The organism is Halomonas terrestris (assembly GCF_049166755.1).
Taxonomy (GTDB): Bacteria; Pseudomonadota; Gammaproteobacteria; order Pseudomonadales; family Halomonadaceae; genus Halomonas.
This window is the reverse complement of sequence record NZ_JBMHFZ010000006.1, coordinates 186403-205523: the sequence shown is the minus strand read 5'-3', so window position 1 is coordinate 205523 and position 19121 is coordinate 186403. Positions and strand designations below refer to the sequence as shown.

Genomic DNA, 19121 nt, shown 5'->3' with positions numbered 1-19121 from the left:
GGGGCAGTAGGATATGTCATGAAAGCGGGCGATGGGTTTGCGGTTTGTGTGTGGTTTCGCGACTTACACAATACCGCATTCCATCGTCCGTTTTCTTGTAAATCAACCGACTAGGCGTCGGTCAGCGTCTTAAGTAAGTGCCATTCGGGTCTGACCCCAAAGGATCCTGAGGGGTCTGACCCCAAAGCCTGCTTAGCGTACCACGCCTTCCCTTCTCAGCCGGGCGATGTCGTCCGGGGTGAGGCCCATCTCGGCCAGGATGGCGTCGCTGTCCTGGCCGAGGCCGGGCGGGGCGACCTCGCTGGTGGCGGGCTCGCCGTCGAAGCGCAGGGGGTTGGCGACCTGGGGCACCTCGAGGTCGCCGCGCTTCAGGGTGCGCCGCATGCCACGGTGGCGTACCTGGGGGTCGTCGAACACCTCGGTGAGGGTGTTGATGGGGCCGGCGGGAATGCCGCGGGCCTCGAGCTCGGCGAGCCAGTCGTCGCGGCCGCGGGTCATCAGGATGGCCTGGATCATCCCCGTCAGCACCTCGCGGTTGCCGACCCGCGCGGCGTTGGTGGCATAGGCCGGGTCCTCGGCCCACTCCGGGTGGCCGAGCAGGCTGGCGAAGCGGGCGAACTGGGTGTCGTTGCCCACGGTCACCACCAGGTGGCCGTCGGCGCAGGCGAAGGCCTGGTAGGGCACGATGTTGGGGTGGGCGTTGCCGTGGCGTTCGGGCGAGACGCCGCTGACCAGGGCGTTGAGCGCCTGGTTGGCGAGGGTGGCGACCTGGACGTCGAGCAGCGCCACGTCCACGTGTCGACCGCGGCCGGTGCGCTCGCGCTCGTGCAGTGCCGCCAGCACCCCGACACTGGCATAGAGCCCGGTCATGACGTCGGTGATCGCCACGCCGGTCTTCATCGGCATGCCGTCGGGCTCGCCGGAGACACTCATCAGCCCGCCCATGGCCTGGATCATGAAGTCGTAGCCGGCGCGATGGGCATAGGGCCCGTCCTGGCCGAACCCGGTGATGGAGCAGCCGATCAGCCGCGGGTTGAGCGCGTGCAGGCTGGCGTAGTCGAGCCCGTACTTCGCCAGGCCACCGACCTTGAAGTTCTCCAGCAGGATGTCGGCGCCCTTCGCCAGTTCGCGGACCAGGGCCTGCCCCCTGTCGGTGGCGATATCCACCGCCAGCGACTGCTTGCCGCGGTTGGCGCACAGGAAGTAGGCCGCCACCCGCTCGGCGTCGTGGTCCGGCTCGAGCTCTTCGGCCAGCCAGGGCGGGCCCCAGCCGCGGGTGTCGTCGCCCCGGCGCGGGTGCTCGATCTTGATCACCCGGGCACCCAGGTCCGCCAGCAGCTGTCCGGACCAGGGCCCGGCCAGGATCCGCGAGAGATCCAGCACCACGACGCCTGACAGGGGTCCACTCATGGGGCGCTCCTCCCGGTTGCGGTGCACGCTCAGTTGACGAAGGCCTGGATGCCGGTCTGCGCCCGCCCCAGAATCAGGGCATGGACGTCGTGGGTGCCCTCGTAGGTGTTGACCGCTTCCAGGTTCATCACGTGGCGGATCACGTGGTACTCGTCGCTGATGCCGTTGCCGCCGTGCATGTCGCGGGCCACGCGGGCGATGTCCAGGGCCTTGCCGCAGTTGTTGCGCTTGATCAGCGAGATCGCCTCGGGTACCAGCTGGCCGTCGTCGATCATGCGGCCGACCCGCAGGCACGCCTGCAGGCCCAGGGCGATCTCGGTCTGCATGTCGGCGAGCTTCTTCTGGATCAACTGGTTGGCGGCCAGCGGGCGGCCGAACTGCTTGCGGTCCAGGGTGTACTGGCGGGCGGCATGCCAGCACGCCTCGGCCGCGCCCATGCTGCCCCAGGCGATGCCGAAGCGGGCCCGGTTGAGACAGGAGAACGGCCCCTTGAGGCCGGTGACGTTGGGCAGGCGCTGTTCATCGGGGACCTCCACGTCCTGCATGGCGATCTGGCCGGTGATGGAGGCGCGCAGGCTGAACTTGCCCTCGATCTTGGGCGCGGAGAGCCCCTTCATGCCCTTCTCGAGGATGAAGCCGTTGATCACGCCCTCGTCATCCTTGGCCCACACCACGAAGACGTCGGCGATGGGCGAGTTGGTGATCCAGGTCTTGGTGCCGTTGAGGCGCCAGCCGCTGTCGGTGCGTGTCGCCCGGGTCGCCATGCCGCCCGGGTCGGAGCCGTGGTCGGGCTCGGTGAGCCCGAAAGCCCCCACCCACTCGCCGGTGGCGAGCCTGGGCAGGTACTTCTCGCGCTGGGCCTCGCTGCCGAAGGCGTGGATGGGGTACATCACCAGGCTCGACTGCACGCTCATGGCGCTGCGGTAGCCGGAGTCGACCCGCTCGACCTCGCGGGCGATCAGGCCGTAGCTGACGTAGTTGAGTCCGGCGCAGCCGTAGCCATCGATGGTGGCGCCCAGCAGGCCAAGGTCGCCCATCTCGTTCATGATCTCGCGGTCGAAGTGCTCGTGGCGATTGGCCTCCAGGACCCGCGGCAGGAGCTTCTCCTGGCAGTAGTCGTGGGCGGTCTGGTGGACCATGCGCTCGTCCTCGGAGAGCTGGTCGATCAGGCGGAAGGGGTCGTCCCAGGTGACGGGGGTGATCTGGCTCATGACGGGATCCTCGGCCGGTGGCGATAATTTCTACATTTTCATTAAATGTAGACCAACACCCCTCTCCTGCCAACCCCCCGTGTCGAACTTTTGCCTCCTTCCGTTGAGGCGCCGAGGACACCTCCCTGGGGCCAGAACTCGAGGGATTCCCAGGAATTTCTCGACGATACTTGGACGTTCGCCGTTAAAAGCGCCGAGGTCCGTCTCTATGGGGTCAGACCCCAGCCGAGTTGCCAGGCCTGTCTTCGTGCACCTGACGAGCGGATCCGACGCCGCCGAGGTCTGACCCCATAGCGACTCCAGCGCCGGCAGCCCATCCACAGAACGCTTTCAACAACTTGATTTTCAGAATGTTTTTCATAGGGGCAGCCTCGGCGCCTTCTTCGGCGAACAAGCTATCAACGTCGAGAAAAACGTGAGGATCCCCCTGGATCAGCGCGCCCAGGCGACGCGCGATGTCAGCACCCGGCGTATCTGCCACCAGGCCACCACCGCCATCAGCAGGTTGGCGACCAGCAGGCCGGCGAAGATGCCGGTCGGGCCGGCCAGCTGGCCGCCCAGCCAGGCGAGCGGCACGGTGAGCACGAACAGTCGGATGACAGAGAGCCGCATGGCACGGGCCGGCCGGTGCAGCGCATTGAACGACGACACGGCAAGGATCACCACCCCCTGGGCGCCGAGGCCCAGCGGTACCAGCCAGAGGAAGGTGCGCAGCACCTCGCCCACCGCCTCCCGCTCCGCATAACCGGCCACCAGCCAGGGGGCGAGTCCCTGCAGCACCAGCCACACCAGCAGCTGCCAGCCCAGCACGAAGGCGAAGCAGCCCAGTATCGCCCGGCGTACCCGGTCGTGCTGCCCGGCACCGGCGTTCTGGCTGACCAGCGGCGACAGCGTCATCGACAGGGCCAGCACGGCGATCTGGGAGATGGCATCGATGCGGGTACCGACGCCGAAGCCGGCCACGGCGTCATGGCCGTGGCCGGCGACGATGCGTGTCACCAGGCCCATGGCCACCGGCGTGAAGACGCTGGTGACGGCGGCGGGCAACGCGATGCGGCCGAGTTCCCGCCAGGAGGCGGCGACCCCGGAGAGCGCCAGGCCGCGCAGGTCGAGCAGTTCCCGCAGCTCCCGCTGGAAGAAGAGGGTGGCGGTCATCAGCGACCAGCTGAGGACCGTGGCCAGCGCCGCCCCCGCCACCCCCAGCGCCGGGATGGGGCCCGCGCCGAAGATCAGCAGCCAGTCGAGCACCACGTTGACCCCGGCGGCCAGTGCCATCATCAGTCCCGGCACCAGGGTATTGCCGTGGGCGCGCAGGATGCTGTTGAGGACCCGCGGCACCACCACCGCCGCCGCCCCCAGGTACCAGATTCCCATGTAATCGCGGATATGCGGCATCAGGGTGGCATCCGCGCCCAGCAGGCGGAACAGCGGCGTCAGCGTCGCCAGCCCCAGCAGCGACATCGCCAGTCCCACGGCCAGCGCCAGCAGCGCCGCATCGGTGGCCCGGCGCCGCACCGCGGCGAGGTCGCCCTGCCCCAGCCGCCTCGCCACCACCGCCGAGGTGCCGATACCCAGCCCGATGGCCAGGCTGATCACCGTGAACACCACCGGGAAGGTGAAGGAGACCGCCGCCAGCGGCTCGGTCCCCAGTCGCGCGATGAACCAGGTGTCGACCAGGTTGAAGCTCATCATGGCGATCATGCCGCCGATCACCGGCAGGCTCTTGCGCAGCAGCGTGAGGGCGATAGGACCCTCGAGCAGCTCGCGGCGGACGGGGCGCGCCGCGGCCGGGGACGCAGGCGAGGAAGCGGGTGTGCTCATTCAGGCGCTCAGCCGATGTTGGGGTCAGACCCCTAAATTCGCTTTGGGGTCTGACCCCAAAGCGGGGTTAGCCTTGCTCCTCGCCGGCGCGGTAGAGCGTCTGGATGCTGGAGAAGTCCAGGCCGCCGTTGCCCTGGGCGCTGTGCAGGGCGAAGAGGTTGCGCGCCTGGGAGCCCATGGGCACGGTGGACTTCGACCCCAGCGCCAGTTCCCAGGCCAGGCCCAGGTCCTTGGCCATCAGGTCGGTGAGGAAGCCGCCCTGGTAGTCGCGGGACGCCGCGGAGCCTTCCATGACGCCCGGCCAGGGGTTGTAGACGTTGAGGGCCCAGTTGCCGCCGCTGCTCTGCTTCATGATCTCGGAGAGCACCGCCGGGTCCATGCCGTTCTTGACGCCCAGCGCCAGCGCCTCGGCGGTACCGGACATCAGGATACCCAGCAGCATGTTGTTGCAGATCTTGGCCACCTGGCCCGCGCCGGTCTCGCCGGCGTGGAAGATGTTCTTGCCCATGGCCTCGAGCACCGGCTTCGCTTGCGCGTACCCCTCCTCCGATCCACCGACGATAAAGGTCAGGGTGCCGGCCTTGGCGCCGCCCACGCCGCCGGAGACGGGGGCGTCGAGATAGGTCAGGCCGTGGGCGGTGGCCGCCGCGCCCACGCTGCGGGCATCCTCCGGCGAGATGGTCGAGGCGTCGATGATCAGCGGCTTGGCCTCGAGGACGTCGAACAGGCCCGGCGCGCCGTCACGGCCCATGTAGAGGCCTTTCACATGGGCACCGGCGGGCAGCATGGAGATAATCACCTCGGCGCCGCTGGCGGCGGCCGCGGCACTCTCGGCGCGGGTCGCACCCTCGCCCTCGAGGGCCTGGATGGCGCTCTCCACCAGGTCGAAGACGGTGACGCTGTGCCCGGCCTTGACCAGGTTGGTGGCCATGGGCGCACCCATGTTGCCGAGGCCGATAAAGGCGATGTTCATGGTTGGCTCCTGATGATTGTCAAGTTGTCTTTGGGGTCAGACCCCTAAGCGGAATTAAGGGCCTGACCCCGAAGCGGGGTTATCCCACCCGGTGGCCGAGGCCCAGGTCGCGCAGCGGATGGGCTTCGTCGGACCACAGCGGCGCCATCAGCGCCCGCACGTCCTCCTCGGGCACGCTCGACGCATCGGCATGCTGCCAGCGGGGCTTCCTGTCCTTGTCGATCAACAGGGCGCGCACCCCCTCGGCGAGCTCGCCACGGCGGCAGCACTGCACCGAGAGGCTCAGCTCGTCGCGGAAGGCGTCGGCCAGGCTGGTATGGGCGTGACGCTCGAGCATGCGCCACACCAGGTGGGCACTCATCGGACAGCCGGCCTCGAGCCGCGCCCGATTGGCGGCCAGCCAGGCGTCGTCGCTCGGGTCTCGCAGGATACGGCGCACGGCACTGGCCGCATCGACGCGCCCCACCAGGGCCTGGAGATGATCGAGGTGCGGCCAGACCTGTCCCGCGGGGGCCTGGGCGCGGTCCTCCAGCCCGTCGAGTGCCGACTGGACGCCGGCACGCAGCTCGCGCGGCGTCCGCCGGCCGTAGTCGGCCTCCTCCAGGGCGCCGAGCAGTGCCTCGCGGCGCTCGCGGGGGATGAAGCGGTCGGCCAGGCCCAGGTCCAGGGCGTCGCGGGCGTTGAGCTGGGCGCCGGTGAGCCCCAGGTAGGCGCCCACGCCCGACGGCATGCGCCCCAGGAACCAGCTGGCACCGATATCGGGATAGAGGCCGATGGTGATCTCCGGCATGGCGATGCGGGTGGTCTCGGTGACCAGGCGCTGCCCTCCGCCGGCCATCAACCCCAGGCCGCCGCCCATCACGATGCCGTCGCCCCAGACCAGCAACGGCTTGGGGTAGGTATGGATGCGGTAGTCGAGGTGGTACTCGGCGCTGAAGTAGGTCTCGGCGAAGACACTGTCGCGGCCCGCACCGCGGTTCTCGCCCTCTTCGGTCATGGAGCGGTAGAGCGCGACGACATCCCCGCCGGCACAGAAGGCCTTGTCGCCGGCCCCCTCGAGCCATACCGCCACCACGCTGCGGTCCACCGCCCAGGCCTCCAGCTTGGCCTCGAGCTGGTGGATCATCTCCAGCGACAGGGCGTTGAGCGACCCGGGGGCGTTGAGGGTGGCGACCCCGATGCGTCCCCCGTCACGGGTCGGCAGCTCGTCGAAGAGCACTGCAAGATCCGACATCTCTGTTGTTCTCCTGTTGGCTATTGAAGCGACTCGACCACCCCGTCGGCCAGCAGCCGCCGGGCGACGATGAGGCGCATGATCTCGTTGGTGCCCTCGAGGATCTGGTGCACCCGGGTGTCGCGTACCAGCCGCTCCAGCGGGTACTCGCGGATATAACCATAGCCACCGTGGAGTTGCAGGGCCTCGTTGCAGACGGTGAAGCCCATGTCGGTGGCAAAGCGCTTGGCCATGGCGCAGTGGGCGGTGGCCTCGGGGTCGCCCTGGTCGAGCCGCCAGGCAGCATGGCGCACCATGAGCCGGGCAGCGGTGAGCTCGCTTGCCATGTCGGCGAGCTTGAACTGCAGGGCCTGGAAGCTCGACAGCTCGCGGCCGAACTGCTTGCGCTCGGCCATGTAGTCCCTGGCCAGGGTCAGGGCCTGCTGGGCCGCGCCCAGGGAACAGCTGGCGATATTGAGGCGCCCGCCGTCAAGCCCCTTCATGGCGAACTTGAAGCCCTCCCCCTCGGCGCCCAGGCGGTGGGTCACCGGGACACGCACGCCATCGAAGCTGACCAGGCGGGTCGGCTGGCTCTTCCAGCCCATCTTCTCCTCGTTCTTGCCGTAGCTGATGCCCTCGGCATCGGCCGGCACCAGGATCGCCGACACGCCACCGGCGCCGCTGTCCGGGCCGCCGGTCCGGGCCATCACCACCAGCACCTCGGTGGCACCGGCACCGGAGATGAACATCTTGCTGCCGGAGATGACGTAGTCATCGCCCTCTCGAACCGCCCTGGTCCGCAGGCTGGCGGCATCCGAACCGGCGCCCGGCTCGGTCAGGCAGTAGGAGCCCAGCGCCTCACCCGCTACCATGGCGGGTACCCAGGCCTCGCGGAGGGCGTCGTCACCCCAGCGGGCGATCATCCAGGTCACCATGTTGTGGATGGTCAGGTAGGCGGTGGTGGCGACGCAGCCCTGGGCGAGCTGCTCGAAGATCAGCGAGGCATCCAGGCGCGAGAGGCCCAGCCCGCCGTGCTCCTCCGGCGTGTAGATGCCGAGGAAGCCCGCCTCCCCGGCGCGCCGGATGACGTCGACCGGAAAGTGCGAGGTGGCATCCCATTCGGCGGCATGGTCGGCCAGCTCGGCCCTGGCGAAGTCCGCGGCCGCCTGGCTCAGCGCCTTCTGATCATCGGTCAGGGAAAAGTCCATGGAGGTACCCTCGTCTCGGCAGAGTATTGGTTGGCTTGCATGCTGGTCGTCGTGTGCGGGTCTGGACACCAACCTAGCACTTGCTAGGTTTATCACACATCACCCCATGGTCGACAAGCACTTTACGTTAACGTAAACCTCGGCTAGTGTTGCGAGGTAGGTGGCGGCAGCTGCGCCCCTGCCCGCCAATAACAAGGATCAGGCTCATGAACCAGCGCACATCGACCCCTTCGGCTTCGGCGGGCAGCGCCCTGCCCCGCCAGCGTCGTACCTATACGATCGGCGAACTGGCCCGGATGTTCGAGGTGACGCCACGCACCATCCGCTTCTACGAGCAGGAGGGCCTGCTGGCGCCGGAGCGTCGCGGCCAGACCCGCATCTATCACGAGAAGGACCGGGTTCGCCTCAAGCTGACCCTGCGCGGCAAGCGCCTGGGCTTCTCGCTGGCCGAGATTCGCGAGGTGGTGGAGATGTATGACGCCATGCCCGACGGCAATGCGCGCCAGCTCAAGCGCCTGCTCGAGATCCTCGCCGACAAGCGGGCCAACCTGGAGCGCCAGCTGGAGGACATCCGCCTGATGCACCGCGAACTCGACGATGTCGAGAGCCGCGCCCGCGATGTGCTGGCCAGCCTGGAGCCGGGCTCGCCAAACGGCTGACCGGGCGCCACGCCCCCGGGGCCGGGCCGCCACGGTACTTCGCATCCACGTTCTTGCCACAACTTATGCAACAACAAGAGACGGGAAACCATGACACGCCAACACACTCCGATCAGCTATGTCAGCGGCATCAGCGACACGCCCCTGAAGGGCCAGACCATCGGTGACTGCCTCGACGATACCGTCGCCCGCTTCCCCGACCGTGACGCCCTGCTCAGCCTGCACCAGGGGCTGCGCTACACCTGGAAGGAGCTGCAGCAGGCGGTGGACCAGGCGGCCCGCGCCCTGCTGGCGGTGGGGGTCAGGAAGGGCGACCGGGTCGGCATCTGGTCGCCCAACTGTGCCGAGTGGACCATCACCCAGTTCGCCACCGCCAAGATCGGCGCCATCCTGGTCAACATCAACCCCAGCTATCGCACCCACGAGCTGGAGTATGCGCTCAAGCAGTCCGGTGCCTCCACCCTGATCCTGCAGGGCGCCTTCAAGGCCTCCGACTACGTGGCGACCCTCGCCGAGCTGGCGCCCGAGCTGCGCGACGGCGGCCCCGGCACCTTCAGGAGCGCCAAGCTGCCCGAGCTCAAGCGGGTGGTCTGCCTCGACGCCGACCGTGCCCTCACCGGCATGTTCAGCTGGCAGAGCCTGCTGGCCCACGCCGACGAGATCTCCGCCGAGCACCTGGCCGAGGTCCAGGCCACGCTGCAGTTCGACGACCCGATCAACATCCAGTACACCTCGGGCACGACGGGGGCCCCGAAGGGGGCGACCCTGTCGCACCACAACATCCTCAACAACGGCTTCTACGTGGCCCGCACCATGGGCTTCAGCGAGCAGGATCGCCTGGTGATCCCGGTGCCGCTCTACCACTGCTTCGGCATGGTCATGGGCAACCTCGGCTGCGTGACCCACGGCGCCACCATGATCTACCCCGGTGACGGCTTCGAGCCGGAGTCGACCCTGCGCGCCGTGGCCGAGGAGAAGGCGACGGCGCTCTACGGCGTGCCGACCATGTTCATCGCCGAGCTCGAGCATCCCGACTTCGAGAGCTACGACCTCTCCTCCCTGCGCACCGGCGTCATGGCCGGCTCGATCTGCCCCATCGAGGTGATGCGCAAGGTGATCGACAGGATGAACATGCAGGACGTCACCATCTGCTACGGCATGACCGAGACCAGCCCGGTGAGCTTCCAGACCCAGACCGATGCGCCGCTGGAGAAGCGCGTGACGACGGTGGGCACCATCCACCCCCACCTGGAGGTCAAGCTGGTCAGCCCCGAGACCGGCGCCGTGGTGCCCCGCGGCGAGACCGGCGAGCTCTGCACCCGCGGCTACAGCGTGATGCTCGGCTACTGGGAGAACGAGGAAGCCACCGCCAAGGCCATCGACGGCGCCGGCTGGATGCATACCGGCGACCTGGCCACCATGGACGACGAGGGCTACGTGGCGATCGTCGGGCGGATCAAGGACATGATCATCCGCGGCGGCGAGAACATCTACCCGCGCGAGATCGAGGACTTCCTCTATACCCACCCGTCGATCTCCGATGTCCAGGTGATCGGCGTGCCGGACGAGAAGTACGGCGAGGAGGTGATGGCCTGGGTCAAGCTGGGCGAAGGACAGGAGCTCACCGCCGACGAGCTCAAGGAGTTCTGCAAGGGCAGGATCGCCCACTACAAGATCCCCCGCTACGTGAAGTTCGTCGACGAGTTCCCGATGACCGTCACCGGCAAGATCCAGAAGTTCAAGATGCGCGAGGAAGCCACCCACGAGCTGGGGCTGGCGTAAGCTGGAAGCTGGAAGCTGGAAGGCAGCATGTCGCCACCAGCTTCCAGATCAAGGGGTCTCTTCCAGCTTATAGCTTGAGGCTTACAGCTCCGGGCGCAGCCCGGCGCTTCCAGAAGCGAAGCGACGCTCTTCAAGCTTCCGGCCCAGGGGGTCAGACCCTGACGAAACCCCACGTTTTTCTCGACGTTGATAGCTTGTTCGCCGAAGAAGGCGCCGAGGCTGCCCCTATGGGGTCAGACCCCAGCCAAGTCGCGAGGCCCGTCATGGTACGTCTTACGAGCGGATTCGACGCCGCCGGGGTCTGACCCCACAGGGCCTCCCAGCGCTGGCAGCCTGTCACCACGACACTCTCAACATGCCCTACTCCCCGCCTACAACCCCTTGGGGGCGAAGATTCCCGGGGCGTTGCGCCAGTAGCCCTTGTAGTCCATGCCGAAGCCGAAGACGTAGCGGTCGACCACCTCCAGGCCGCAGTAGTCGGCCTTGAGGCCGGGCGCCGCCTTGCGCTCGTGCTGCTTGTCGACCAGCACCGCCGTGGCGATGCTCGCCGCACCGGCCTCGCGGCAGTAGTCGAGGATGGCGGCCAGGGTCGCCCCTTCGTCGAGGATGTCGTCGACGATCACCACGTGACGGCCCGCCATGGGGACCTCCGGCGAGACCCGCCAGAACAGCTCGCCGCCACGCAGGCCGCCGCGGTAGCGGGTGGCATGCAGGTAGTCGACTTCCAGGGGAAAGCCCAGGCGGGTCAGCAGGTGGCCGGTGGTGATCAGGCCGCCGTTCATCACGCAATAGAAGACCGGCAGCTTGTCACCCAGGTCGCGGGTGATCTCGTCGGCCATCCGGTCCAGGGCGCGCTCGACCTCCTCCTGGGAGATCAGGCAATCGGCATTGTCCATGACGTCACGCATGTCGGTCAGCGACTGGTGAACATCGGCGTCGAGTTTTGGCATGGGGTTACGGCTCGCGGTCGGCATGGGTACAGGGAATGGATGGAAGGGGATTCAGTTGGCCGCCAGGGCCTCGAGTCGGGCATGCACGCGGCGCCAGCGGGTGAGCGCCCCCAGGGCCGCCAGGTCGGGTCGAGCGCGGCCATAGCGCAGCTTGAGCACGCGTCGAGCGACCCGCCCCCGGCAGGCGTCGAGGATCTCCAGGGCGGCGGCGCGGTCGTTGCACACCAGCAGCATGTCGCAGCCGGCCTCGAGGGCCGCCCGGGCGCGCTCGGCGGGCGGCCCCGCGGACGCCGCGCCGGCCATGCTCAGGTCATCGGAGAAAATCACGCCCTTGAAGCCCAGGCTCTCGCGCAGCATGCCCAGCCAGGCAGGTGAGAAGCCGGCCGGGCGGGGGTCGAAGGCGGAATAGACCACATGGGCCGGCATCACCGCATCGAGCCGTGGGGCCAGGTCGGCGAAGGGCACCAGGTCGTGCCGGCGCAGCTCGTCCAGCGGACGCGCGTCGACGGGCAGCGCGTGGTGGGAGTCGGCCGCCACCCCGCCATGACCGGGAAAGTGCTTGGCCACGGCGGCCATGCCGGCCTCGTGCAGGCCATCGACGAAGGCACGGCACATCGCCGCCACGTCCCGGGGATCGGCGGAGAAGCTGCGGTCGCCGATCACCGTGGACGTGCCGCCGTCGACGTCGAGCACCGGCGCGAAGCTGAGGTCCAGCCCGCAGGCGGCCATCTCCATGCCCAGCAGCCAGCCGGCATCCCGGCAGAGGCGCAAGGTCACCTCGGGCATGCCGGCATAGTCGCGCCCCAGGCGCCCCATGGCCGGCAGGCGGGTGACCCCCTCGCGCAGGCGCTGGACGCGACCTCCCTCCTGGTCGATGCCGAGCAGCAGTTCGGGACGGACCCGGCGAATCTCGCTGCACAGCTCGCGGACCTGGGCGGCCGACTCGGTATTGCGGGCGAAGAGGATCACGCCACCGACCTCCGGGCGGGTGAGCAGCTCGCGCTCCTCGCGGGTCAGGCGAGGCCCCTCCAGATCCAGCATCACCGGGCCGAGGGTCTGGGTCATGGACATGCTCCTTGGCGTGGAAGGGGGCCGATTCTAGACCAAAGTCGTCCCCCGGGACAGCCGCTCAGTCGTGGAGCCAGACCGGCGTCCCGGGCACGGCCAGCTCGAAGACCGCCAGCAGGTCGTCATCGCGCATGCGCACGCAGCCATGGGAACGCGGCTCGCCCATGGGTTGATCGGGCGGGGTGCCATGCAGGTAGATATAGCGGCGCTGGGAGTCGACGTCACCCCCGCGGTTGTGGCCGGGCTCGAGGCCGCACAGCCAGAGGATGCGGGTCAGGATCCAGTCGCGCCCGGGGTGTGCGGCGGCCAGCGCCGGCGAGAACCGCTCGCCGGTGGGGCGCCGGCCGCGGAACACGGTGCCGGGCGGCTGGCCGGCACCGATGGCGGCGCGCACATAGTGCCAGCCCAGCGGGGTCCGGCCGCTGCCCTCGCGCTGGCCGGTACCGGCGAGCCCGGTGGAGACGGGGTAGTCGACCCGGGCCTCGCGGCCCTGCCACACCACCAGCCGCTGCCGGGCGGTATCGATCTCGAGCCAGGTCGCCCCCTCGGGAGGCAGGGCATCGAGGCGCGGGGTCGGCATCAGCTCGCCTCGGCCCTGGGCTGGGCGGGCTCGGGCAGCGGCGCGTTCATCGCCGCCACCACCACCGGGCGCAGGCGACGGATCAGGTCGCGCACGCTGACATGTTCGCCATAGTCCTTCTCGGCGATATCGCGCAGCGCATCCAGCCCCGAGAGAGTGAAGATGACGGTGCCGAGCACGAAGTGCAGCCGCCAGAAGCGCTCGGCATCGGGCAGTTCCGGGGTCGCCAGGCGGACCAGTTCGGTGAAGCGGGTGAAGACGCTGCCGTACTCCTCCTGGATGTAACGGCGCAGGTGGCCCTGGGCCTGGCTGTAGGCGAGCCCCAGCAGGCGCATGAACACCTTGAGGCTGTTGCGCTCGGCCGGCACCTCGAGGACGGTGCGCGCCATGGTCTCGAGCAGCACCTCGAGGGGAATCACCTGTCCGGCGTGGCGGGCCTCCAGTTCGTCGAGGGCGGCGTGGAAACGCTCGGTGAAGGGATCCAGGTAGCGGGCGAAGACGGCCTGGATCAGCGCCTTCTTGGAACCGAAGTGGTAGTTGACCGCCGCCAGGTTGACCCTGGCCTTGCTGGTGATGTTGCGCAGCGAGGTCTCGGCGAAGCCGCGTTCGGCGAACAGCACCTCGGCCGTGTCGAGGATCCGCGTGACGGTATCGGTCTGGCCCATGAGCGATGGCATCCTGTTGGAAACAGCTGTTTTAAACGTAGCAGGATTGTACGTCACCCGGAGGCCGCCTCTCAATGCTGGAGCGACGGCCGCCACGTCAAACGCGCGGCGCTCATGCTGGCCTTTTACTGGATGAACTTCCATGCTGTATACTTGACCAATGAAAGCGCGTTGCCCGATCGCCATCCACTGTCATCCGGAGGCCGCATGACACGCCCCCTAACGCCGCGCCAGCAGAACGTCCACGATTTCATCGTCAAGACCATCAACGAACTGGGCTATCCGCCGACTCGTGCCGAGATCGCCCGGGCCCTGGGGTTTCGCTCGCCCAACGCCGCCGAGGAGCATCTGCGGGCGCTGGAGCGCAAGGGCGTGATCCGCATGATTCCCGGCACCTCCCGCGGCATCCGCCTGCCCGCCCAGGAGCCCGAGGTCCACGAGGGCGAAGAAGCCGCCACCCAGGGGCTGCCGATCATCGGCGAGGTGGCCGCGGGCAGCCCGATCCTGGCCGCCGAGCATATCGACCGCTACTGCCCCCTCCCCCCGGAGTACTTCACCCCCCGGGCGGACTACCTGCTCAAGGTGCGTGGCCTGTCGATGAAGGACGTGGGCATCCTCGAGGGCGACCTGCTCGCCGTGCACCGTACCGACCGGGTCCGCGACGGCCAGATCGTCGTGGCGCGCCTCGAGGACGAGGTGACGGTGAAGCGCTTCCATCGCCACGGCCACCGGGTCACCCTCTCGGCCGAGAATCCCGACTTCCCCCCCATCCAGGTCGACCTGCGCCAGCATGAGCTGGAGATCGAGGGCATCGGGGTGGGCGTGATCCGCGGCGGTAATGGACAGGCCCTCGGTTAATCGCAAGATCCTCCACGCCGACTGCGACTGCTTCTATGCCGCGGTGGAGATGCGCGACGACCCCCGCCTGCGGGACATCCCGCTGGCGATCGGCGGCAGTCGCGAGCGGCGCGGGGTCATCGCCACCTGCAACTACCCGGCCCGGGCCTTCGGCATCCACTCGGCGATGCCCGCCGCCCGGGCGCTGCGCCTCTGCCCCCAGCTGGTGCTGATGCCCGGCGACTTCGAGAAGTACCGCGAGGTCTCGCGCCGGATCCAGGCGATCTTCCACGAGCTCACCCCCCTGGTCGAGCCGCTCTCGCTGGATGAGGCCTATCTCGATGTCAGCGCGGTGGAGCGCTTCTCCGGCAGCGCCACCTGGATGGCCCGCTGGCTCAAGGAGGAGTGCCTGGCGCGCACCGGCATCACCGTCTCGGTGGGGGTGGCGCCGTCGAAGTTCCTGGCCAAGATCGCCAGCGACTGGGACAAGCCCGATGGGCTCACGGTCATCCCCCCGGCGCGTGTCGAGGACTTCGTCATCCACCTGCCGGTGAAGAAGCTGCACGGCGTCGGCCCCGCCACCGCCGCGCGACTCGATGCCATGGGCATCACCACCTGCGAGGCGCTGCGCGCCCTGCCGCTGGAGCGACTGCTCGACGAGTTCGGGAAGTTCGGGCGGCGGCTCTTCGAGCTCTGCCGCGGCATCGACGACCGCCCGGTGCGTGTCGAACGCGAGCGCAAGTCGATCAGTGCCGAGACCACCTTCGAACGCGACCTGCCGGACCTGGACAGCTGCCGGGCGGCGCTGATGCCGCTGTGCGAGCGCCTCGAGGCGCGCCTGGCCCGGCATGGCAACCCTCCCCTGGCGGGCCTCTTCGTCAAGGTGCGCTTCGACGACTTCAGCCTCACCACCCTGGAGAGCCGCGGCCTGCTTCCCGGACCCGAGAGCTACGCCCGCCTGCTCGAGCAGGCCTGGACCCGGGCCCGCCGACCGGTACGGCTGCTCGGCGTCGGCGCCCGGCTGCTGCCCGAGGTCGAACGGCGCCAGCTGCCCCTGCCGATCGAGTGAGCCCCTGCCGCCAATGGGGTCTGACCTTGAGGAACCCCCACAAACATTGCCGTGAAATCAGCAGGTTGAGAACACCCTGGGATGGACCGCCAGCGCTGGGAGACCCTATGGGGTCAGACCCCGGCGGGGTCGAATCCGCTCGCCATGTGCACCATGACGGGCTTCGTGACTTGGCTGGGGTCTGACCCCATAGGGGCGGGCCACGGCGCCTTCTCCGACGAACGTGTTGCCATCGTCGAGATATCCGCGGACAAGCTGCTTTCCCAGCAAGGCAACGACGCCGGGGCTGACTACTTGGTGTCGATATAGCGGTGGTCGTTGAAGGTCGCTACCCAGCTCGGGTGGTAGACCATCAGGATGCTGAGCAGCATCCCGGTGATGAAGGCCTCGGAGGGCATCAGCAGCGGCAGGAAGCGGGCGTAGTCCAGCGCCTGGTGCATGACCTCGGGGTCGCTGGCGCCCAGCGCCATCAATCCCACCGCCGCGAGCCCCGCCGCCAGGGTGGCCAGGGCCGTGCCGAAGAAGCCGCAGACGAATAGGAAGACCATCAGGTTGTCGGGCAGGCGGCGGTCGACGATCCGCCAGACCAGCACCATGACCAGTATCGGCACCACCCCCGTGACCAGCAGGTTGACCCCCAGCAGCGGCCAGGCGACACGCCCCAGCACGACCATCGCCAGGTTGACCAGCAGGCAGGAGAGCAGCGCCAGCGGCGCCTTGAACACCAGCGTCAGCAGCGCCGTGAACATCAGGTGCAGGGTGAGCCAGTCCACCGCCTGGGCGCGCAGCTGCCACATCAGCATCACCGCCACGGTGGCGGCCAGCCAGCGGTGCTGCAGGGCGTGGTCGTCGAGCAGCATCCGCCAGGGGCGCCGGGCCAGTGCCAGGCCGACCATCCCCAGCGACACCAGGGAGGCGGCCAGCAGCAACCAGGGCGAGATCACCAGGGCGGCAAACGACATCAGGGGGCTCCCCTCAGGCAAACACCACGGTCTTGTTGCCGTGGATCAGTACCCGATCCTCCAGGTGCCAGCGCAGGCCTCGGGCGAGCACGGCCTTCTCCACGTCGCGGCCGAAGCGCACCAGGTCCTGCGGCGTGTGGCAATGGCTGACCCGGTGGATGTCCTGTTCGATGATCGGCCCGGCATCCAGTTCCTCGGTGACGTAGTGGCAGGTGGCGCCGATCAGCTTGACGCCGCGCTCGTAGGCCTGATGGTAGGGCCTGGCCCCGGCGAAGGAGGGCAGGAAGCTGTGATGGATGTTGATCACCCGGCCGGCAAGGCGCTGGCACAGCCCCGGTGGCAGTATCTGCATGTAGCGGGCCAGCACCACGCTGTCGGCGCCGGCCTCCTCCACCAGGCGCTCCACCTCGGCGAAGGCCCCGCTCCTGTCTTCGCGGGGCACCGGCACGTGGTGATAGGGGATGCCGTGCCATTCGACCAGGCCGCGCATGTCCTCGTGGTTGGAGATCACGCCGGCGATCTCGCAGTCGAGCTCGCCGGCCGTCCAGCGGTAGAGCAGATCCACCAGGCAGTGGGACTCCTTCGAGACCATCAGCACCACCCGGGGACGCCGGCGGGTGTCGGTCAGCGCCCAGTCCATGCCGAATTCCTCGGCGATGGGGGCAAACGCCTCGCGCAGGGCCTGGGGCGGCATGCCGATGGAGTCGGCAAGGATCTCGTAGCGCATGAAGAAGCGCCCCGCCTCGAGGTCGGAGTGCTGGCTGGCCTCGGTGATGGAGCCGCCGTGACCGGCGATGAAGCCGGAGACCCGGGAGACGATCCCCACGCGGTCGGGGCAGGAGACCACCAGGCGGTAATAGTGTGACATGTCGTGACTCCGGGCGGCTGTCGTCGGGGGTGCGACAGTGTAGCGAAAACAGAAGGTTCCGGCACCCTTGCGCCTCGGCGCGTTGTGACGCCACGCGGCCATCCCGTATAGTGAAGTGACACTTTCCGAGTCCGCGCCCCCGATGCCCCAGCCCAGAGTCCAGATCCGCCCCCGCCGCCGCCCTCCCCTGCACTTCCTTCCCCTGGGCGGCTGCGGCGAGATCGGGATGAACCTCAGCCTCTACGGTTTCGGGGAGCGAGGTCTGGAGGAGACCTGGATCGCGGTGGACTGCGGCATGATGATCCGCCAGGACCTCCCCGACAGCCCGCTGCAGGTGCCCAACCTGGACACCCTGTCGTCGCTCGAGATCACCCCGCGGGCGCTGATCATCACCCATGGCCACGAGGACCACATCGGTGCCGCGGCCTGGCTGTGGCCCAGGTGGGGCTGCCCCATCCATGCCACGCCGCTGGCCGCGGGCCTGCTGCGGGCCAAGTTCGCCGAGCGCGGGCTCTCCACCGAGGCCATCCGGGTCATCGAACCCGGCGAAGCCCTGGAGTCGGGCCCCTTCAGCCTGCGCTACCTGCCGCTGACCCATTCGATTCCCGAGAGCTGCGCGCTGCTGATCGCCGCCGGCGACCACCGGGTGCTGCACACCGGCGACTGGAAGCTCGATCCCGAGCCGCTGATCGGGCCGCCGATCTCGGCCGCGACCTTCCGGGCCATCGCGCCACTCGACCTGGTGGTGGGCGACTCAACCAATGCCCCCCTGCCCGGCCATTCGCGCAGCGAGGGCGAGGTGGCACTGGCCCTCGAGCACACCATCGCCCGCTGCGAGGGGCGCGTGGTGGTCTCCTGCTTCGCCAGCAACCTGGCCCGGGTGCTGGCCATCGGGCGCGCCGCCGAGCGCTGCGGTCGCCGCGTCAGCCTGATGGGGCGCTCCATGGAGCGCATGGTGGGCGTGGCCCGCTCGCTGGGCTATCTCGACGACTTCCCGCCGCTGGTGCCGGTGAGCGACCTTGGCTACCTTCCGCCGCAGGAGGTGCTGGTGATCGCCACCGGCAGCCAGGGGGAACCCCGGGCGGCGCTCAGCCGCCTGGCCAGGGGCCGCCACCCGACCTTCGAGCTGGGCCAGGGCGACAGCGTGATCTTCTCGGCCAAGGCGATTCCGGGCAACGAGCTGCTGATCGAACGCCTCAAGGCCGGCCTCAGGCACCTCGGGGTGAGCCTGCTCGACGAGTTCAGCCACCCCGAGCTGCATGCCTCGGGCCATCCCGCCCGGGACGAACTGCGCACCTTCTACGGCTGGGTGAAACCCGCCCGACTCCTGCCGGTACATGGCGAGCCACGCCACCAGAGGGCCCACCAGTCACTGGCCGAATCCCTGGGCATCGATACCCCGCTGATCCCCACCAACGGCGACCTGATCCGCCTCGACAGCGATGGCCTGACCCTCGAGGCGCGACACCCCCAGCCGCCCTGCATCGTCAGCCAGGATGCCGTGGGCCCGCTGCCCGGCCTGGCCGGCGAGACGGCCCGCTCACGGCATGGCAGCCTCTACCTGGCGCTCTCGGTGACGGCCACCGAGGAACAGGGCTGGGCACGCATCGGGCGCCTGATGCTCGACACGAGCCAGTCCAGCCACCTCGACGAGGACGCCTTCGCCGACTGGCTCGACCTCCAGCTGGCGGAACTGCGGGCCGACACCCTGGCCGACCTGCGCCTCGCCCTGCAGCCCCGGCTGCTGGCCTGGTTCGCCGATCATCTGCGCCGGCTACCCGAGATTCACCTGCAGATCCTGGCCGTGGAGGCACCCAGCCTCAGCGACCTCGACTGACCGTGACG

Annotated in this window: 17 protein-coding genes; 5 read left to right on the top strand and 12 right to left on the bottom strand. The window is 68.7% G+C overall.

The features are described from left to right. Positions 1-192: 192 nt before the first annotated feature. From ACOMD9_RS08565 to ACOMD9_RS08540, 6 genes are all read right to left on the bottom strand, one after another. On the bottom strand, positions 193-1410 hold the full coding sequence (locus tag ACOMD9_RS08565; RefSeq protein WP_421413726.1) for a CaiB/BaiF CoA transferase family protein: 1218 nt from the start codon (positions 1408-1410) through the stop codon (positions 193-195). A 29-nt stretch (positions 1411-1439) separates the two neighbouring features. Next, entirely contained in the window at positions 1440-2621 is a 1182-nt protein-coding gene (locus ACOMD9_RS08560; RefSeq protein WP_421413724.1) for an acyl-CoA dehydrogenase, read from the bottom strand. A gap of 432 nt (positions 2622-3053) precedes the next feature. Next, positions 3054-4442: an MATE family efflux transporter gene (locus tag ACOMD9_RS08555; RefSeq protein WP_421413722.1), complete on the bottom strand. Its 1389-nt coding sequence runs from the start codon at positions 4440-4442 to the stop codon at positions 3054-3056. 67 nt (positions 4443-4509) lie between these two features. After that, positions 4510-5415, bottom strand: a complete 906-nt coding sequence (gene mmsB, locus ACOMD9_RS08550) for a 3-hydroxyisobutyrate dehydrogenase (protein WP_421413720.1) — start codon at positions 5413-5415, stop codon at positions 4510-4512. 79 nt (positions 5416-5494) lie between these two features. Next, positions 5495-6649 (bottom strand): enoyl-CoA hydratase/isomerase family protein, encoded by a 1155-nt coding sequence (locus ACOMD9_RS08545; protein WP_421413718.1) that lies wholly within the window; start codon positions 6647-6649, stop codon positions 5495-5497. Between the two features lie 20 nt (positions 6650-6669). Continuing rightward, positions 6670-7836, bottom strand: a complete 1167-nt coding sequence (locus tag ACOMD9_RS08540; RefSeq protein ID WP_421413715.1) for an acyl-CoA dehydrogenase family protein — start codon at positions 7834-7836, stop codon at positions 6670-6672. A gap of 206 nt (positions 7837-8042) precedes the next feature. On the opposite strand from ACOMD9_RS08540, the gene ACOMD9_RS08535 reads away from it, so the two are divergent. Both ACOMD9_RS08535 and ACOMD9_RS08530 read left to right on the top strand, forming a co-directional pair. Then, on the top strand, positions 8043-8495 hold the full coding sequence (locus ACOMD9_RS08535; protein ID WP_421413713.1) for a MerR family transcriptional regulator: 453 nt from the start codon (positions 8043-8045) through the stop codon (positions 8493-8495). A gap of 90 nt (positions 8496-8585) precedes the next feature. Next, entirely contained in the window at positions 8586-10277 is a 1692-nt protein-coding gene (locus tag ACOMD9_RS08530; RefSeq protein ID WP_421413711.1) for an AMP-binding protein, read from the top strand. 371 nt (positions 10278-10648) lie between these two features. Here the strand turns inward: ACOMD9_RS08530 and ACOMD9_RS08525 are convergent, their stop codons facing one another. The 4 genes from ACOMD9_RS08525 to ACOMD9_RS08510 form a co-directional block, all read right to left on the bottom strand. Continuing rightward, positions 10649-11227, bottom strand: coding sequence for a hypoxanthine-guanine phosphoribosyltransferase (locus ACOMD9_RS08525; RefSeq protein WP_421413709.1), 579 nt, complete (start codon positions 11225-11227; stop codon positions 10649-10651). Between the two features lie 51 nt (positions 11228-11278). Next, the gene (nagZ, locus tag ACOMD9_RS08520) at positions 11279-12292 is read right to left on the bottom strand and encodes a beta-N-acetylhexosaminidase (RefSeq protein ID WP_421413708.1); all 1014 of its coding nucleotides are present in this window, start codon (positions 12290-12292) and stop codon (positions 11279-11281) included. Positions 12293-12356: 64 nt separating this feature from the next. Next, entirely contained in the window at positions 12357-12875 is a 519-nt protein-coding gene (locus ACOMD9_RS08515) for a L,D-transpeptidase family protein (protein ID WP_421413706.1), read from the bottom strand. Further along, positions 12875-13540 carry a TetR/AcrR family transcriptional regulator gene (locus ACOMD9_RS08510; protein WP_421413704.1) on the bottom strand — a complete coding sequence of 222 codons (666 nt, stop codon included), beginning with the start codon at positions 13538-13540 and terminating at the stop codon, positions 12875-12877. Before ACOMD9_RS08510 ends, ACOMD9_RS08515 begins: the two co-directional genes overlap by 1 nt. 207 nt (positions 13541-13747) lie before the next feature. On the opposite strand from ACOMD9_RS08510, the gene lexA reads away from it, so the two are divergent. Together lexA and dinB are read left to right on the top strand one after the other, a co-directional pair. Continuing rightward, positions 13748-14398 carry a transcriptional repressor LexA gene (lexA, locus tag ACOMD9_RS08505; protein WP_421413703.1) on the top strand — a complete coding sequence of 217 codons (651 nt, stop codon included), beginning with the start codon at positions 13748-13750 and terminating at the stop codon, positions 14396-14398. After that, a complete protein-coding gene (dinB, locus tag ACOMD9_RS08500) occupies positions 14379-15446 on the top strand; it encodes a DNA polymerase IV (protein ID WP_421413701.1) in 1068 nt (355 codons plus the stop codon). Before lexA ends, dinB begins: the two co-directional genes overlap by 20 nt. Positions 15447-15736: 290 nt before the next feature. Here the strand turns inward: dinB and ACOMD9_RS08495 are convergent, their stop codons facing one another. Together ACOMD9_RS08495 and purU are read right to left on the bottom strand one after the other, a co-directional pair. Beyond that, the gene (locus ACOMD9_RS08495; RefSeq protein WP_421413699.1) at positions 15737-16408 is read right to left on the bottom strand and encodes an energy-coupling factor ABC transporter permease; all 672 of its coding nucleotides are present in this window, start codon (positions 16406-16408) and stop codon (positions 15737-15739) included. A gap of 13 nt (positions 16409-16421) precedes the next feature. Continuing rightward, positions 16422-17276, bottom strand: coding sequence for a formyltetrahydrofolate deformylase (gene purU, locus ACOMD9_RS08490; protein ID WP_421413697.1), 855 nt, complete (start codon positions 17274-17276; stop codon positions 16422-16424). A gap of 226 nt (positions 17277-17502) precedes the next feature. On the opposite strand from purU, the gene ACOMD9_RS08485 reads away from it, so the two are divergent. Beyond that, the gene (locus tag ACOMD9_RS08485; protein WP_421413752.1) at positions 17503-19113 is read left to right on the top strand and encodes a ribonuclease J; all 1611 of its coding nucleotides are present in this window, start codon (positions 17503-17505) and stop codon (positions 19111-19113) included. Positions 19114-19121: the final 8 nt, after the last annotated feature.

What these genes read in the sequence shown, in the direction of transcription:
- ACOMD9_RS08565 (WP_421413726.1), bottom strand. Translation starts at nt 1,410, where the DNA reads ATGAGTGGACCCCTGTCAGGCGTCGTGGTGCTGGATCTCTCGCGGATC.
- ACOMD9_RS08560 (WP_421413724.1), bottom strand. Translation starts at nt 2,621, where the DNA reads ATGAGCCAGATCACCCCCGTCACCTGGGACGACCCCTTCCGCCTGATC.
- ACOMD9_RS08555 (WP_421413722.1), bottom strand. Translation starts at nt 4,442, where the DNA reads ATGAGCACACCCGCTTCCTCGCCTGCGTCCCCGGCCGCGGCGCGCCCC.
- mmsB (WP_421413720.1), bottom strand. Translation starts at nt 5,415, where the DNA reads ATGAACATCGCCTTTATCGGCCTCGGCAACATGGGTGCGCCCATGGCC.
- ACOMD9_RS08545 (WP_421413718.1), bottom strand. Translation starts at nt 6,649, where the DNA reads ATGTCGGATCTTGCAGTGCTCTTCGACGAGCTGCCGACCCGTGACGGG.
- ACOMD9_RS08540 (WP_421413715.1), bottom strand. Translation starts at nt 7,836, where the DNA reads ATGGACTTTTCCCTGACCGATGATCAGAAGGCGCTGAGCCAGGCGGCC.
- ACOMD9_RS08535 (WP_421413713.1), top strand. Translation starts at nt 8,043, where the DNA reads ATGAACCAGCGCACATCGACCCCTTCGGCTTCGGCGGGCAGCGCCCTG.
- ACOMD9_RS08530 (WP_421413711.1), top strand. Translation starts at nt 8,586, where the DNA reads ATGACACGCCAACACACTCCGATCAGCTATGTCAGCGGCATCAGCGAC.
- ACOMD9_RS08525 (WP_421413709.1), bottom strand. Translation starts at nt 11,227, where the DNA reads ATGCCAAAACTCGACGCCGATGTTCACCAGTCGCTGACCGACATGCGT.
- nagZ (WP_421413708.1), bottom strand. Translation starts at nt 12,292, where the DNA reads ATGACCCAGACCCTCGGCCCGGTGATGCTGGATCTGGAGGGGCCTCGC.
- ACOMD9_RS08515 (WP_421413706.1), bottom strand. Translation starts at nt 12,875, where the DNA reads ATGCCGACCCCGCGCCTCGATGCCCTGCCTCCCGAGGGGGCGACCTGG.
- ACOMD9_RS08510 (WP_421413704.1), bottom strand. Translation starts at nt 13,540, where the DNA reads ATGGGCCAGACCGATACCGTCACGCGGATCCTCGACACGGCCGAGGTG.
- lexA (WP_421413703.1), top strand. Translation starts at nt 13,748, where the DNA reads ATGACACGCCCCCTAACGCCGCGCCAGCAGAACGTCCACGATTTCATC.
- dinB (WP_421413701.1), top strand. Translation starts at nt 14,379, where the DNA reads ATGGACAGGCCCTCGGTTAATCGCAAGATCCTCCACGCCGACTGCGAC.
- ACOMD9_RS08495 (WP_421413699.1), bottom strand. Translation starts at nt 16,408, where the DNA reads ATGTCGTTTGCCGCCCTGGTGATCTCGCCCTGGTTGCTGCTGGCCGCC.
- purU (WP_421413697.1), bottom strand. Translation starts at nt 17,276, where the DNA reads ATGTCACACTATTACCGCCTGGTGGTCTCCTGCCCCGACCGCGTGGGG.
- ACOMD9_RS08485 (WP_421413752.1), top strand. Translation starts at nt 17,503, where the DNA reads ATGAACCTCAGCCTCTACGGTTTCGGGGAGCGAGGTCTGGAGGAGACC.